Source organism: Janthinobacterium violaceinigrum (assembly GCF_009208555.1).
Taxonomy (GTDB): domain Bacteria; phylum Pseudomonadota; class Gammaproteobacteria; order Burkholderiales; family Burkholderiaceae_D; genus Janthinobacterium; species Janthinobacterium violaceinigrum.
Genome location: NZ_WFLI01000064.1, coordinates 1 through 15,092, shown reverse-complemented (window position 1 = coordinate 15,092; position 15,092 = coordinate 1). Strand labels below are relative to the sequence as shown.

At 67.1% G+C, this 15,092-nt stretch carries 12 protein-coding genes; 5 read left to right on the top strand and 7 right to left on the bottom strand.

Annotated elements, in window-relative coordinates; all coding sequences use genetic code 11:
- The 3 genes from GCN75_RS28065 to GCN75_RS28055 form a co-directional block, all read right to left on the bottom strand.
- On the bottom strand, positions 1 to 272 hold a 272-nt coding region (locus GCN75_RS28065), incomplete at its 3' end, for a DUF4880 domain-containing protein (protein ID WP_152285275.1).
- Positions 265 to 786 carry a sigma-70 family RNA polymerase sigma factor gene (locus GCN75_RS28060; RefSeq protein ID WP_152285274.1) on the bottom strand — a complete coding sequence of 174 codons (522 nt, stop codon included), beginning with the start codon at positions 784 to 786 and terminating at the stop codon, positions 265 to 267. The genes GCN75_RS28065 and GCN75_RS28060, both read right to left, overlap by 8 nt.
- Positions 787 to 989: 203 nt before the next feature.
- Positions 990 to 1,217, bottom strand: coding sequence for a hypothetical protein (locus tag GCN75_RS28055; RefSeq protein ID WP_152259559.1), 228 nt, complete (start codon positions 1,215 to 1,217; stop codon positions 990 to 992).
- A gap of 181 nt (positions 1,218 to 1,398) precedes the next feature.
- On the opposite strand from GCN75_RS28055, the gene GCN75_RS28050 reads away from it, so the two are divergent.
- Together GCN75_RS28050 and GCN75_RS28045 are read left to right on the top strand one after the other, a co-directional pair.
- Entirely contained in the window at positions 1,399 to 2,592 is a 1,194-nt protein-coding gene (locus GCN75_RS28050; protein WP_152285273.1) for a prenyltransferase/squalene oxidase repeat-containing protein, read from the top strand.
- Positions 2,585 to 3,532: an AAC(3) family N-acetyltransferase gene (locus tag GCN75_RS28045; protein WP_152285272.1), complete on the top strand. Its 948-nt coding sequence runs from the start codon at positions 2,585 to 2,587 to the stop codon at positions 3,530 to 3,532. Before GCN75_RS28050 ends, GCN75_RS28045 begins: the two co-directional genes overlap by 8 nt.
- A gap of 56 nt (positions 3,533 to 3,588) precedes the next feature.
- On the opposite strand, the gene GCN75_RS28040 is transcribed toward GCN75_RS28045, so the two are convergent.
- Positions 3,589 to 5,856 carry an OPT family oligopeptide transporter gene (locus tag GCN75_RS28040; protein ID WP_152285271.1) on the bottom strand — a complete coding sequence of 756 codons (2,268 nt, stop codon included), beginning with the start codon at positions 5,854 to 5,856 and terminating at the stop codon, positions 3,589 to 3,591.
- 211 nt (positions 5,857 to 6,067) lie between these two features.
- Between GCN75_RS28040 and GCN75_RS28035 the strand changes: the two genes are divergently transcribed.
- Complete coding sequence (locus tag GCN75_RS28035) at positions 6,068 to 8,392, top strand: penicillin-binding protein 1A (RefSeq protein WP_226941619.1); 2,325 nt, start codon at positions 6,068 to 6,070, stop codon at positions 8,390 to 8,392.
- An 86-nt stretch (positions 8,393 to 8,478) separates the two neighbouring features.
- Here GCN75_RS28035 and GCN75_RS28030 read toward each other — a convergent pair whose 3' ends face one another.
- The gene (locus GCN75_RS28030) at positions 8,479 to 9,132 is read right to left on the bottom strand and encodes a TetR/AcrR family transcriptional regulator (protein ID WP_226941618.1); all 654 of its coding nucleotides are present in this window, start codon (positions 9,130 to 9,132) and stop codon (positions 8,479 to 8,481) included.
- A 386-nt stretch (positions 9,133 to 9,518) separates the two neighbouring features.
- Between GCN75_RS28030 and GCN75_RS28025 the strand changes: the two genes are divergently transcribed.
- Positions 9,519 to 10,433, top strand: coding sequence for a lipase family alpha/beta hydrolase (locus GCN75_RS28025; protein ID WP_152285270.1), 915 nt, complete (start codon positions 9,519 to 9,521; stop codon positions 10,431 to 10,433).
- Between the two features lie 10 nt (positions 10,434 to 10,443).
- Positions 10,444 to 11,355 carry a lipase secretion chaperone gene (locus GCN75_RS28020; protein WP_152285269.1) on the top strand — a complete coding sequence of 304 codons (912 nt, stop codon included), beginning with the start codon at positions 10,444 to 10,446 and terminating at the stop codon, positions 11,353 to 11,355.
- Positions 11,356 to 11,358: 3 nt separating this feature from the next.
- Here GCN75_RS28020 and GCN75_RS28015 read toward each other — a convergent pair whose 3' ends face one another.
- On the bottom strand, positions 11,359 to 14,133 hold the full coding sequence (locus GCN75_RS28015; protein ID WP_193317692.1) for an ATP-binding protein: 2,775 nt from the start codon (positions 14,131 to 14,133) through the stop codon (positions 11,359 to 11,361).
- A gap of 54 nt (positions 14,134 to 14,187) precedes the next feature.
- Positions 14,188 to 15,092, bottom strand: a 905-nt coding sequence (locus GCN75_RS28010; protein WP_152285267.1) for a putative bifunctional diguanylate cyclase/phosphodiesterase, incomplete at its 5' end; no start/stop codon positions are given.

Below are 15,092 nucleotides of genomic sequence, written 5' to 3'. Positions count from 1 at the left end.
CGCCGCTGCGCCCCTGCTGGCGCGGCCAGGGCGGCGGTGGCCAGCGGCGCCGGAATGCCGGCCAGCTGGCCGCTGACCGCCTCGATGCATTGCCAGGCCCGTTCATGTTCCCCGTCCTCGGCGCGCCAGCGCTGCCACGCAAGGAGCTGTGCGGCGGTAGCGCCGCCGCCCTGCAGCGCCAGCCACCACTGCACGGCCCGCCGCGCCACGGCAGGCGCCACGCGCGCGGCAGCCGCCGCGCCGCCCAGGGGGATCGGCATCTCTTCATCCATCGTGCTGCTCCGGGAAAAAGCAGCGCAGGGCCGCCCTGGCCAGATGGCGCTTGACGGTGGACAGGGAAATGCCCAGCTCGGCCGCGACCTCCTGCTGCCCCATGCCGTCGAGCTGCACCAGCAAAAAGGCCTGGCGTGCCTGCGCGGGCAGCCCGGCCAGGCGCCGGTCCAGCTCCACCAGCCGTTCGAGGAACATCAGGCGCACTTCGGGAGGCGGCGCCACCGGTTCCGGCATCAGGGCAAGGGCGTCGAGGTAGGCTTGCTCGATGGCGCGCCGGCGCACATGGTTGATCAGCAGGTTGCGTGCGATCGTCGTCAGGTAGGCGCGCGGCACCTGCACGCCCTGCATGCCCTGCGGCGCGAGCACGCGCAGGAAGGTGGCCTGCGCCAGGTCGGCCGCGTCGAAGGCGTTGCCCACCTTGCGCTGCAGCCAGCCCCGCAACCAGCCGTGGTGCTGGCGATACAGGATGGCGATGTCATCGAAGTCATGCAGGGAGACGTGGTCGGCGGACATGGAGCGGCGGGTCTGGCGGAGAGCACAAATTTAATGAGAATTATTCTCAATTATAGGCAGAAGTGCGCACCTCGGCAAGATCGCTGCCGGCTGCGGCAGCACGGCGGGCAAGGAGGTTTGCAGGTGTGCGCGGTTTCCCCCCGCCAGCGCGGCGAGCGCGTCGGCGTGTACTGCCAGCGCTGGAACAATCGAAATAGACAGGCCTAGGCCGCGATCGAATGCGACACCGTCAGCCACTCGCCCGGCTGCAGATTCGCCGCCGCCTCGCGGGTGGCCAGCACGCTGTCGGGGTCCAGGTCGGAGCGTTTCAGCTTGTAGGAATAGGCGAAATCGTCGGCATCGAATGCCTGCCCCGCCTTGACGTAGTACTTGAAGCCGACAAAGGAGTCGGGATTGGTGACGACGGTGTATTCAAGCGTGATGCTGTTCATGGCGGGCCTCGTCGGCGACGGTGAAGCGTCCATTATGCGTCAATTCCGGCACCCGCGATGCATGGATGGCGATGCTGCGGCGCCCTGCCAACCCCGGACGCGTTTCGCTTGCGGCAAGTCAATAGCCTTGCCGGCGGCCGGCGCTACAGTAGCCAGAGCCAACCACCACGCCACTGCTGCCATGCGCACCTTGCTCTCGACGATACGGAACACCCTGGCGCCGCGCGCGGGCTTGCCGCCGGCAGCGCGCCTGGAGCGGCAGTCGGACCGGCGCGGCCTGCCCGCCCTTGACCCGGGGCCGCAAGCCGTCATCCATGCCTGCACGGCCTGGCTGGGCGCGGCGCAAGACCATTCCACCTCGGCCGACGGCGGCGTGGCGCGCGACTACAGCCTGCTGACCGGCTGGTCCAGTTCCTATCCGGAAACCACCGGCTACATCATCCCCACCATCATCGCCCTGGCGCAGCGCACGCACGACGCCGCGCTGCACGGGCGCGCGCGCCGCATGCTCGACTGGTGCGTGGCCATCCAGTTCCCGGAAGGCGGTTACCAGGGCGGCAAGATCGACTCCACGCCGCGCGTGCCCGTCACCTTCAACACGGGCCAGATCCTGCTGGGCCTGGCCGCAGGCGTGACCGCGTACGGCCAGGCCTACGCGGACGCCATGCACCGTGCGGCAAGCTGGCTGCGCGACAGCCAGGATGCGGACGGCTGCTGGCGCCGGCATCCGACGCCGTTCGCCGGTCCCGGCGACAAGGCCTACGAAACACACGTGGCATGGGGCCTGTTCGAAGCGGACCGCGCCGCGCCTGGCCACGGCTATGGCGCGGCAGGCCTGCGCCAGGTCGACTGGGCGCTGACCCGGCAGCGTCCCAACGGCTGGTTCGATTCGAACTGCCTGGACAACCCGCAGCGGCCCCTGACCCACACCATCGGCTACGCCTTGCGCGGCCTGCTCGAAGCGCACCGCTTTGCGGCGCGCACCGACCTGCTCGATGCCGCCGTGCGCACCGGCACGGGCATCGCCGGCGCCGTGGCGGCCGATGGCTATCTGGCAGGCCGCCTCGGTCCGGACTTCCAGCCGGGGGCCGGCTACGCCTGCCTCACGGGTTCCGCGCAAAACGCGCATTGCCTGTTCCTGCTGTACCGGCTCACGGGCGAGCGGCGCTACCTCGATGCGGGGCGCCGCCTGAACCGCTACGTGCGGCGCGCGGTCAGCATCGACGGTCCCGCGCACGCGCGCGGCGGCGTCAAGGGCTCGTTTCCCGTCGATGGCGACTACGGCACCTGGGCTTACCTGAACTGGGCCGCCAAGTTCTGCATCGATGCAAATCTGCTGGAAGTGGAAATAGATAGGGAAACAGGCGATGCTTGAACAGGCGAAACGCGCCGCCGCGGCCGCGCTGGAAGCGTGGCGCCGCGCCGCCAGCGCCCGGCGCGTGCGCCACAACGCGCACCATGTGACGCGCGCCGGCTTGGCGGCAGGCCTGGCGCGGCTGGACATTGCGCCAGGCGATACGCTGTTCATCCACTCTTCGCTGAAAAGCCTGGGCTATGTGGAAGGCGGCGCGCCAGCCGTGATAGCCGCCCTGCAGGACGCCGTCGGCCCGCACGGCACCCTGCTGCTGCCCACTTACTATCTGCCCGGCGGCACCTTGCGCGCCGCCTGCGCCCTGCCGGGCTATGTGTTCGACCCGCGCCGCCACGGCACGCACATGGGGCGCCTGCCGGAAGCCTTCCTCGCCGGCGCAGGCATCCGGCGCAGCATCCATCCCACGCATTCCGTGTCCGCGTGGGGCCGCCATGCCGCCAGTCTGACCGAAGCGCATCACCGCGCGCCCTCGATCTTCGGCATGGGCTCGCCCTGGCAGCGCTTCATCGGCTGCGACCAGGCGAAGGTGCTGGGCCTGGGCATCTCCATGGGACCCGTGACTTTCTATCACGCGCTGGAAGACGCCATGGGCGACGCCTTTCCCGTGCCCGTGTGGGAAGGCGGTACCAGGCTGCTGGGCTGCCTGGACCACGATGGCCGGCGCTGGGACGTGCCCGTGCGCCCTTTCGATCCCGAGGTCGCGCAGCGCCGCATCGACCATCCGGGCCGCGGCGACCTGCGCGACTACTTTCACCGGGAATTTGACGCCGCCGGCCTGCGCATCAACGGCCAGGTGGGCGACGCGGCGTCGTGGTGCATTCCCGCGCAGGCGTTTTATGACCACCTGCGCCAACTGGCGTCCGAGCACGTAACCATCTACGCGAGCGCGGCGCAACTGGCGGCGCGGCCCGTATCGCAGCCATCGCCTCATGCGCGCGCATAAAAAAACCGCCCGGATCGTTATGACACCGGGCGGTTTTCATGGGGCTGGCTACGACATCACGCCTGCGGACTGTCCGCTTTCTTCTCGCGCGCCACGATATACAGCAGCACGATGATGGCCGCATACGGCAGCAGGGACAGCGCGTCCGAGTGCAGACCCGCGTAGAACGGGTTGCCATGCTCGGCCCAGTCGGCCATCATCTGGTCGAAGTGCGTGAGCACGCCGGCCGTGATCGCGATGATGATGCCGGCCAGCGCGCCGCCGGCGATGTAGCCGGAAGCGAGCAGCACGCCCGAGCTGCGGTCGCCCGCCAGCTGGCGCTCTTCCTCATTCAGTTTCGCGTTGTGTTCCAGCTTGTTGTTGCGGCGGTCCGCCAGCCAGCGCACCAGGCCGCCGACGAAGATCGGCAAGGTGGACGACAGGGGCAGGTACACGCCCACGGAAAACGCCAGCGACGGAATGCCGGCCATTTCCAGCACCACGGCGATCATCACGCCGAACAGCACCAGGGTCCACGGCAGCTGCTGGTCGAGGATGCCCTTGATGATGTAGGACATCAGCACGGCCTTCGGCGCATCGTATTTCTTGACTTCCGAACCGTCGGGACGCTTGCTGTAATGGCCATTGATGCCCGGATCGACCAGATAGGCCAGCTGGCCATCATCCTTGACGAAATATTTGCCGGCCGGGCCGCCCACGGTATCGGTCTTTTGCCAGACTTTATACGTGTTGTGGTCCGTCTCGGCTTGCGGGCCATGCAGCTCGCCCATCACCGTCAGCTTCGACGCATCGACCGTCAGGCCGGGCGCCACTTGCGCGGCCGGCACGTAGACGGTGCTCGCCTCGTTCAGTTTCAGCAGAATCGGGCCCAGGATCAGCGCGGATGACAAGGCACCCGCCAGGATCGCGTACTGCTGCAGGCGCGGCGTGGCGCCCACCAGGTAGCCCGTCTTCAGGTCTTGCGAGGTGGTGCCCGCATTGCTGGCGGCGATACACACGATGGCGCCCACCGACAATGCAGTCACATAGTAGCGTCCGCCCGTCCAGCCCATGATCAGGAAGATCAGGCAGGTAAACAGCAAGGTGGCCACGGCCATGCCGGAGATCGGGTTCGACGAGGAACCGATTTCGCCCGTCAGGCGCGACGACACGGTGGCGAACAAAAAGCCGAAGACGAGGATCAGCAGCGCGCCGAGGAAATTCATGTGCAGCGGCGTGGCAAAGGTGATCACGGCGATGATGGACAGGCAGCCGATGACGACCCATTTCAGGGGGATGTCCTGGTCCGTACGCAGGGTGGAATCGGTCTTGACGCCCTTGCCGATGCCTTTCAGGCCGGCCGACAGGCTGCGCCAGATCATGGGCATGGCGCGCACCAGGGAAATGAGGCCGCCGGCGGCCACGGCGCCCGCGCCGATGTACAGCACGTAGGCGCTGCGCACGTCGTCGGCGCCCATTTCGCTGATCAACTTGGTACCCGGCGAGAGCACCGTGGTCAGGCTGTCGCCGAAGAACTTGATCATCGGGATCAGGAGCAGGTACGACAGCACGCCACCGGCCGCCATGGTGGCGGCGATGCGCGGGCCGATGATGTAGCCCACACCCAGCAATTCAGGCGAAATCTCGGCGCCGATGGAGCCGCCCTTGAGCGGCGCGGCAAATTCCACGCCCGGCGTGTCCTTCCAGCCCTTGAACGAGATATTGAAGACTTTATACAGCAAGCCGACGGCAAAACCGCCGAAGATGATCTTCGCGCGACGCTTGGCGTCCAGCGCGGCAGCCGAATCCTTCTCGATGCTTTCGCCGGCGGCGATGCGCGATTCTTCCGTGGCAGCCGCCTTCAGCACTTCGGCGCACGCCGTGCCTTCGGGGAATTTGAGTTCCTTGTGCTGGTCGACGATCATGGTGCGGCGCATGGGGATCATCATCAGGATGCCCAGCAGGCCCCCGAGGATACCGACCAGCATGACTCTAGAGATTTCCAGGTCGAAGCCCAGGATCAGGATGGCGGGCATGGTCACGCCCAGGCCGAAGGCCAGCGATTCGCCGGCCGAACCGGCCGTTTGCGTGATGCTGTTTTCCAGGATCGACGAATCCTTGCCGCCCACCTTCTTGGCCAGGCCGAACAGGGTGATGGCGATCACGGCGACGGGAATCGAGGCGCTGACGGTCAGGCCCACCTTCAGCACCAGGTAGAGCGAGGAGGCGCCGAAGACCATCCCCAGGATGACGCCCATGAACAGGGCGCGGAAGGTCATTTCGGGCAATTTCGCGTCGGCCGGGATATACGGCTTCATGGCGCTCGGTGTTGCATCTTTTGCCATACAAAGTTCCTTAGTCTTGTAAAATAAACAGCCCGGATCGATGCCCGGGCTATTTTCTTGAAGCCGTGACTATCGCACAGCCGCGTTTCGATGAAAAGGTTTTTTGCTCCCCCTTCCGGCACCGGCCCCTGCGCCGCGCCAACGCCGGAGCGCCCGCCGCATTGGTCTATAATCGCTGCCACCGTGCCTTGCACGCTCACGTGAGACTGCCTTGACTGCCAAACGATCCGGATTTCCCTGGCCTTCCCGCCGCGCCACCGTGCGCGGCTTCATCATCGCCGGCTGCGCCGCGCTGGCCGCCGCCCTGCTGCTGGCCGCCTACCTGTTCCTGTACGTGCGCCCCCGCCTGCCCGAGCTGGACGTGATCACGGACTACCAGCCGAAGATCCCGCTGCGCGTGTACACGGCCGACAATGTGCTGATCGGCGAATTCGGCGAGGAGCACCGCGACTTCGTGCCGATCGCGCAAGTGCCGGAAATGATGAAAAAAGCCCTGCTGGCCATCGAGGATGGCCGCTTCTACGAACACCACGGCATCGACTTCGTGCGCGCCGGCGGCGCCGTGCTGTCGAACCTGCGCCACGGCTTCGGCCACGGCGGCGGCTCCACCATCACCATGCAGGTGGCGCGCAACTTCTTCCTCACGCGCGAAAAAGTCGCTTCGCGCAAGCTCAATGAAATCATGCTGGCCCTGAAGATCGAGTCGGCCCTGTCAAAAGACCAGATTCTCGAGCTGTACATGAACCAGATGTACCTGGGCCAGCGCTCGTTCGGTTTCGGCAGCGCGGCGCAGACGTATTTCGGCAAGCCCTTGTCCGAACTGTCGATCGCGGAAATGGCCATGCTGGCAGGCCTGCCGCAAAACCCCTCGCGCCACAACCCGATCAGCAATCCGAAAAAGGCGCACGCGCGCCAGCAGCTGGTCTTGAAACGCATGCGCGAACTCGATTACATCAGCGAAGGCCAGTACCAGCAGGCGCTGGCGCAGCCGCTGCATATCAACAGCCGCGGCAAGCAGGGTTTCGACACGCATGCCGAATACGTGGCCGAACTGGCGCGCCAGGCCGTCTACGCGCAGTTCAAGGAAGACAGCTACACCAGGGGCATCAGCGTCTACACGACGATCCTGAAGGCGGACCAGGACGCGGCCTACGCCTCGACGCGCCGCAACGTCATCGCCTACGACCAGCGCCACGGCTACCGCGGCCCGGAAACCTTCATCGACATGCCGCCCGATCCCGAGCAGCGCGACGAAGCCATCGATGCTGCGCTGCAAAAACGCCCGGACAGCGACGGCCTGATCGCCGCCGTCGTCACGGAGGTGGCCAGCGGCAAGGTGGTGGCCGACACGGGCGATGGCGACGCCAAGGCCATCACGGGCGAAGGCCTGCGCTTTGCCGCCCCGGCCCTGTCCGCCAAGGCGGGCGCCGGCATCAAGCTGCGCCCCGGCGCCGTGATCCGCATCACCCAGGACGCCAAGGGTAACTGGGGCATCACGCAAGTGCCGCTGGTGGCCGCCGCCTTCGTCTCGCTGGACGCGGAGACGGGCGCCTACCACGCCATGGTGGGCGGCTTCGACTACAACCTGCAAAAGTTCAACCACGTCACGCAAGCGTGGCGCCAGCCCGGTTCGGCCATGAAGCCCTTCGTGTATTCGGCGGCGCTGGAAAAAGGCTTTTCGCCGGCCACCCTGATCAACGACGTGCCCCTGGAAATGCAGGCGGGCGGCAAGGTGTGGGCGCCGCAGAACGACGACTTCAAGTTCGACGGCCCCATCACCATGCGCTATGCGCTGGCGCAATCGAAGAACGTGGCTTCCGTGCGCATCCTGCGCGCACTGGGCATCTCGTACACGCACGACTTCCTGGAAAAATTCGGTTTCGACCCGGCGCGCCAGCCGAGCAACCTGACCATGGCGCTGGGCACGGGTTCCGTCACGCCCGTGCAGATGGCGGGCGCCTACGCGCTGTTCGCCAATGGCGGCCACCAGGTGGAGCCCTACCTGATCGACCGCATCGTCGACGCCAAGGGCGCGGTGCTGATGCAAACCAAGCCGCCCGCCCCGAACGACGACAAGACCCTGGCGCTGGACCCACGCAACGCCTTCGTGATGGACAGCATGCTGCGCGAAGTGGCCCGCACGGGCACGGGCGCGGCGGCGACGAAAAAACTGGGGCGCAGCGACATCGCCGGCAAGACGGGCACCACCAGCGACGCCGTCGACGGCTGGTTCGCCGGCTACGGCGGCGGCATCGTGGCCGTGGCGTGGATGGGGTATGACGATCCCAAATCGCTGGGCGGGCGCGAATTCGGTTCCACCCTGGCCATGCCGATCTGGATCGACTACATGCGCACCGCCCTGTCGACGCGCCCGCAGGTGACGCGCGCCGTGCCGGCGGGCCTGAGCCAGGTCGATGGCGAGTGGATGTACGATGAATTCATCGACATGAACGGCGTGAAAACCCTGGACATGGAGGCGGAGACGCCGACGGATCCGGCGGCGCTGCCGGAGACGCTGCCGGTAGAGACGAACTAGCTTGAAAAATCAGGCCCCAACCGAAGGGCCGGGGTCGGACCCTGAGGGTCCGACCCCAGATCTTGCTCTGGGGTTGAGAGCTAAAACTAAACGCCGCTCATGCTCAAATACCTGCGCACCGTACTGACCACGCTATCGGCGAAATCGTCGACGTTGACCTTCGCGGCGCGGTACTTCCAGCGTTTCACATACCAATCCTGGAACAGGGCCAGGCAATGCGCGGCCAGCAGGGTGGGATCGCCATGCGGCTTCGGCTCGATTTCCCCGATGGTCGTGGCGATCAGGGTCTGGACGAACAGTTCGGAATTTTTCGCCATGCTGCGCTGCTCCACCTGCAGCACGCGCGAATCCATGAAGACGAAATAAAACCACGGCTGCAGCACTTCGGACAGGTAGATCGACGAGCGTATCATCGCCTCCAGCCGGTCCAGCGGCGACTTCACGTCGGCAAACAGCAGCGGCATGGCTTGCGTGGAATGGCGCACCACGTCCTCGATAATCTCGGCCAATTGATCCTTGCTGGTGATGTAGCCATACAGCCCTCCCATCGACAGCCCTGTCTCGCGGCACAGGTCGCGCAAGCTCATGGCGCGGAAACCCACGTCATTGGCCAGGCGGAAGGTGGCGACGAAGATGCGTTCGAGATTTTCCAGTGCCGGCTTGCGGCGCTTGACGCCGATACGTCCCGCGTGGCGGTCAAGAATATATTCCCAGATATTTTCGCCATTTAAAGGCGTCATCTGTTGAAACTGTTCAAAATTGAAATGGGTCGACAAGTGCATTCCCAAGTAACGGTGTAGGAGCGACGTCATTGCTGCACCTGGGCGGCGCGGCACGACGGCGGGACGGCTGATGCGGGCGATTATAGCTCAGGAAAACAACTATTTGACTTTTCAACTATGCAATGGGCGCATAAGCAACGCCGAATGGCGACAGTTATTGCGCTGCATCATGCAATTCAAATGCAATTTAAATCCAGCAGTGCTACATTTGAAAAACCGAGCGCTCGCTATATTTAATGCATCGATAGAATGTGAAGGAGCACACGGGTAATCGCTACAGCATCGACATTTCCACTATTAATCGCCATGCATTTGGCCGATCATTAATACATAACGGAGACAAAATGAAGACTCGCTTTTGGCAACTGCTATCGACCCTGCTCCTCACTCTCGCCATCCTGCCCGGCAGCGCCAGCGCCGCCGGCTACACGCAAACGAAGTACCCGATCGTGCTCGTGCACGGCCTGTTCGGCTTCGACAAGCTCGGTCCCGTCGAATATTTCTATGGCGTCCCCGACGCCCTGCGCAGCGGCGGCGCGCAAGTCTACGTGACCACCGTCTCGGCCGCCAACAGCACGGAAGTGCGCGGCGAACAGTTGCTGTCGCAGGTGCGGCAAATCCTCGCCGCCACGGGCGCCGCCAAGGTCAACTTGATCGGCCACAGCCACGGCGGCCCCACGGCCCGCTATGTCGCTTCCGTACGGCCCGACCTGGTGGCGTCCGTCACCAGCGTGGCGGGCGTCAACAAGGGTTCCAAGGTGGCCGACATCCTCAGCGGCGCCATCCCCAACACCAGCGGCGCGCTGGGCAATGCGCTCGCTTCCCTGATCGGCATTTTGTCGGGCAACAAGGGCCTGCCGCAAAACGCGGGCGCCTCGCTGGCCTCGCTGTCCACGGCCGGCTCGCTGGCCTTCAACAGCCGCCACCCGCAAGGCATCCCGACCTCGGCCTGCGGCGAAGGTGCCTACCAGGTGCAAGGCGTGTACTATTTCTCGTGGAGCGGCGCGCAGCCGTACACGAATGTGCTCGACGTGGGCGACCCGGCCCTGGCGGCCATCAGCCTGGCCTTCGGCGGCGTCAAGAACGATGGCCTGGTGAGCAGCTGCTCCAGCCACCTGGGCAAGGTGATCCGCGACGACTACGCCATGAACCACCTCGATGAAGTCAACCAGTTCGTCGGCATCGTCAACCTGTTCGAAACCAACCCCGTCACCGTCTTCCGCCAGCAAGCGAACCGCCTGCAAGGCCTGGGACTGTAAGGAGAAGCGCATGCACGCGAAATGGATCGTCGGCGGCAGCCTGGCAGCCCTGGCCCTGTACCTGGCACTGCGGCCGGGGGAACCGCCGGCTCCGCCGCCGGACAAGGCGGAACCGGACCTGTTCGCGTTCGTGCGCTCGATGGAAGGCACGCGGCCGGACGGCAACGTGACGGTGGCCGCCGGCGACAAGCTGGTGGTCGACGCGGAGCTGGGCCACCTGTTCGACTACTACCTCGCGGGCCTGGGCGAAAAGCCGCTGGCCGCCATCCGCAGCCAGATCGAGGCGGAGCTGGACAAGCGCCTGGCGCCCGTCCCCGCCCGCGAGGCGAAGCGCCTGCTGGGCGCCTACCTCGACTACAAGCAAGCGCTGGCCGGCGCGGAGCAAGCCTTGCCAGCGCAGGCCGATCCCGCCCTGGCCGCGCGCGCGCGCCTGCAAGCCATGCGCGCGCTGCGCGGCAATTACTTTACGGCGCAGGAAAGCGCGGGCCTGTTCGGCGCCAGCGACGCGTATGACGACGATGCCGTGGCGCGCATGGCCATCCTGGGCAACGCCACGCTCGACGAAGCGCAGCGCCAGGCACAGCTGACCGCACTGGACCAGCATCTGTCGCCCGCCCAGCGCGCCGCCCGCGCTGCGCCGCTGCAGGTGGCGCAGCTCGATGCCTCCGTGAGGACGCTGCGGGCACAGGGCGCAGACGAAAATGAAATCTACCGCCTGCGCGCCAGCACGTTCACGCCGGCGGCGGCGGCCCGTCTGGCGGAGCTGGACCGCGAGGAATCGCAGTGGCAGCAGCGCATCATCGCCTACCAGGCGAAAAAGGCCAGCCTGCCCGGCGGCGCGCAGGATGCGGCGGCCGTGCAACAGCTGCGCGACGCCAGTTTCACGCCCGACGAACAGCGCCGGCTGGGCGCCTACGAATAGGCTTCAAGCCAGCTGCGCCAGCAAAGCTGCCGCCGCCATCACGTCCGTCGTGTCGCGCCCCTGCCGGTAGCCCGCATGCACCGGCGCCAGCAGGGCATGCGCGGCGGCGCCGCGGCCCTGCGCCTGCATCACGGCCGCCAGGCTGGTGGCGCAGCGCAGCTCCCAGCCCGGCGCCTGCTGGCCCCTGGCCAGCTGCAGCGCTTCTTCCAGCTGCAGCCGGACCGCCTGCAGGCCCGCCGCGTCGCCTTGCGCCAGCGCCCGCCAGCGGTGGTTCGCGTCGCGGCGCAGCACTTCCGGCGCGCTCCACGGCGCCAGGCCAGTGCGCGCGCGGCGCAGCGCCTGGCTGTCGGCGGCCGCGTCGTGCAGGGTGGCCATCAGATCGATCTGTATCGGCCAGCTGCGCACGGGTGGCCAGGGAAATTCCGTCATCGCTTCGCACGCATCGAGCAGGCGCTGGTAGGCGGCGCCCCAGGCGCTCCAGTACAGCAGGCCATAGCGGGCCGCATGTTCGCACAGCAGGCAGGTCCAGGCATGCGCCAGTCCCCGCTGCCCGCACCACAGGGCGACGGGAATGGCATTGATGGCCAGCGCCACGCACAGCGTGACGCCATTGTGCTCGAAACCCACCGCCACCGCTTCGCGCGCCAGCGCCAGGGCGTCGTCGGGACGGCCCTGCATCCACAGGCAGCGCGCCAGCGTGCCGCGCAGGCAAACCTGGTGATCGGCCAGCAAGGCATTGTTGAAGCCCAGCTGTCCGGCGCCCTCGGGATGCGCGAGCACCATGCGCGCCAGCGCCGCCGACTCCGCGTACCGTCCGCGCAGATACTCGCCCGCCGAACGCATGCGCGCCAGCACCAGCCGCATCGGCGTGTCGTCGCGCACTTCGCACAGGACGGCCAGCTGCGCCACGTAGCTGTCGGCGCGCTGGAAATCGGCCAGCTTCAGGCTGCAGATCCACATGCCGCAGATCGCTTCGGCCCGGCGGCTGCCGTCGTCCGCGCGCATGGCCAGCGCATAGCTGCGCTGGAAGGAACGCAGCATGGTGCCCGTGATGCCCTGCGTATGCAGCAGCAGGTGCGCCAGCGAGGCATGCAGCTGCATCTCGCTGTCGGGGTCTTCCAGCGCATGCGTGGCCATGCGCTCGAGGGCCCGTTCGACGCGCACGCGGTATTCATCCATCAGCGACAGCTGGTAGAACAGGGTTTGCGCGGCCAGGGTCAGGGCCACGCCCAGCGCCACGTCGCCCTCCTCGCCGAAGGCCCAGTCGATGGCCGCGCGCAAGTCGTCAACATGGCGGCCGTAGCGCGCGCTCCACTGGGCCGGCGGCATGCTCTCCCAGTCGGCGGCGATGCGTCCGGCCAGGCCCAGGCAATGGCGCGCATGGCGCAGCAGCACGGCGCCGGCGCCCCCGCCCGCGGACAGCTGCGCCGCGGCGTAGGCGCGCGTGGTGTCGAGCAAGCGGTAGTACACGTGCTGGCAGCAGAACTCGATGCTGACGAGAGACTTGGCCGCCAGGTCGGCCACCGTGTCGAAGACGTCGCAGCCCGCCACGGCGCTGGCCGACTCCAGGCGGAAGCGGCTCCTGAACACGCTCAGCGCCTGCAGTACCTGGCGTTCCTGCGCGTCGAGCAGGCCATAGCTCCAGTCCAGGGTGGCGCGCAGGGTCTGGTGGCGCAAGGGCATGTTGCGCGCGCCGCGCGTGAGCAGGCGAAAGCGGTCGTCGAGCTGGCGGCGCAATTCGTGCAGGCCGAAATGGCCGATGCGCCCCGCCGCCAGTTCCAGCGCCAGCGGGATGCCATCGAGGCGCCGGCAGATGTCCACCACCACGGGCACGTCGGCGTCGGCCAGCACGAACGCATCGTCGACGGCCGCGCAGCGTTCGCAAAACAGCTGCACCGCGGCGAAATGCCGGGCCGCCGCCGCATCGGGCACGGCATCGGCCGGCGGCAATTCCAGCGCGGGCAGGCGCAGCAGCTGTTCGCTGGTGATGCGCAGCGGCTCGCGGCTGGTGGCCAGCACGTGCAGCAGCGGCGCGCCCTTGAGCAAGGCGTCGGCCAAGGTGGCGGCCGCGCCGATCACGTGTTCGCAGTTATCGAGCACGATCAGCATGTGGCGCGGGCGCAAATAGGCCAGCAGGACGGGCATGGCATCGCCGGCCGGCACCGCCACGCCCAGCGCCGTGGCCAGTGCCAGCGGCACCAGGCGCCCCTCGTCCAGCGGCGACAGGTCGACGAAGCACACGCCGTCCGCATAGCGGCGCAGCACGCGCGTGGCCAGCACGACGGCCAGGGTGGTCTTGCCGATGCCGCCCGGGCCGGCAATGCACAGCAGGCGCAATTGCAGCAGCTGGTTGGCCATCGTCTGCAGCGCCTCCGCGCGGCCCAGCATGCGCGTCAGCATGACGGGCAGGTTATGCCGCGGCTCGGCGCCCGCCGCTCCGGGCGCCGGCTGGCCCGTGTGCGCCAGCGGCGCCAGGAAGCCGTAGCCGCGCCCGGGAATGGTGGTGATATAGCGCTGGCCATCGCGGCCATCGCCGAGCGCCTTGCGCAGCGCCGCCAGGTGCACGCGCAAGGTCGCGTCGTCCACCACGGCATTGGGCCAGACGATGGCCACCAGTTCATGCTTGTCGACGATTTCGCCGGCGCGCTCCAGCAAGGCCAGCAGCAAGTCCATGGCCCTGCTGCCCAGGCGCAGCGCGCGGTCGCCCTCGAACAGCAGGCGCTCTGGCGGCAAAAGGCGAAACGGGCCGAATACATAGGCCGGGACGGGACTGTTCATCATTCTTGCGTGGAGGAAAAAGTGTTAAAGCACGCGGCTTGCAGTGGCGATATTTTACTGAGCATCCGCGCCACGCCGCATGGCGCCATGTTTCCGCCCCGATACAAGGCCCGCCGGCGCGCCGGCGGCCAGCAATGCGGCCACCTCGGCCGCGGGCGCCGGGCGGTGCAGATAGAAGCCCTGCACCTGGGGACAACCCAGCCGCTGCAGCTGCGCCAGCTGCCCGCGGCTTTCCACGCCCTCGGCCAGCGCCTGCAAGCCCAGGCCCCGCGCCAGCGCAATGGTCGAGGCGACGATCACGGTGTCGCGGCCGGCGCTGCCGCCGCTGCCCAGCTCGCGGATGAAGCTGCGGTCGATCTTGATCGTGTGAATGGGCAACATCTTGACATGGCTGAGCCCTGAATGGCCCGTGCCATAATCGTCGAGCGAAATGGCCAGGCCCAGCGCGCGCAGGCGGCACAGCACCTGCGCCGCCTGCGCCATGTCGTCGATGCCGCAGCTTTCCGTCACTTCCAGCTCCAGCAGGCCGGGCGCGATGGCGTGCCGCTGCAGGCAGCGCAGCACGAAATCGGGCAAGTGCGGTTCGCACAGCTGGCGTGCCGAGACATTCACGGCGACGGGCACCACAGGCAGGCCCGCCGCACGCCACTGCGCCAGCTGGCGGCAGGCGGCATCGATGCCCCAGTTGCCCAGCGCGGCGATGGCGTCAGTCTGCTCGGCCAGGCCGATGAATTCGTTCGGGTAGACCAGGCCATGGCGCGGATGGTCCCAGCGCAGCAGCGCTTCCAGGCCGACCAGGCGCAGCTGCGCCGTATCGAACTTGCCCTGGTAGTGGAAGCAGAATTCGCCAGCGCCGATGGCGCCGTCCAGGCGCGCCTGCAGCTCGCGGCTGCGCGTCGTTGGCGCCGGCTTGGGATTGTTTTTCGCTTCCAGCTTGCGCCTGGCTTTTTCCTCGGCTT

Excerpts from the sequence above, each read along its gene's own strand:
- GCN75_RS28050 (WP_152285273.1), top strand. The coding sequence starts at position 1,399 with ATGCGCACCTTGCTCTCGACGATACGGAACACCCTGGCGCCGCGCGCG.
- GCN75_RS28025 (WP_152285270.1), top strand. The coding sequence starts at position 9,519 with ATGAAGACTCGCTTTTGGCAACTGCTATCGACCCTGCTCCTCACTCTC.
- GCN75_RS28030 (WP_226941618.1), bottom strand. The coding sequence starts at position 9,132 with ATGACGCCTTTAAATGGCGAAAATATCTGGGAATATATTCTTGACCGC.
- GCN75_RS28015 (WP_193317692.1), bottom strand. The coding sequence starts at position 14,133 with ATGAACAGTCCCGTCCCGGCCTATGTATTCGGCCCGTTTCGCCTTTTG.
- GCN75_RS28060 (WP_152285274.1), bottom strand. The coding sequence starts at position 786 with ATGTCCGCCGACCACGTCTCCCTGCATGACTTCGATGACATCGCCATC.
- GCN75_RS28055 (WP_152259559.1), bottom strand. The coding sequence starts at position 1,217 with ATGAACAGCATCACGCTTGAATACACCGTCGTCACCAATCCCGACTCC.
- GCN75_RS28020 (WP_152285269.1), top strand. The coding sequence starts at position 10,444 with ATGCACGCGAAATGGATCGTCGGCGGCAGCCTGGCAGCCCTGGCCCTG.
- GCN75_RS28045 (WP_152285272.1), top strand. The coding sequence starts at position 2,585 with ATGCTTGAACAGGCGAAACGCGCCGCCGCGGCCGCGCTGGAAGCGTGG.
- GCN75_RS28040 (WP_152285271.1), bottom strand. The coding sequence starts at position 5,856 with ATGGCAAAAGATGCAACACCGAGCGCCATGAAGCCGTATATCCCGGCC.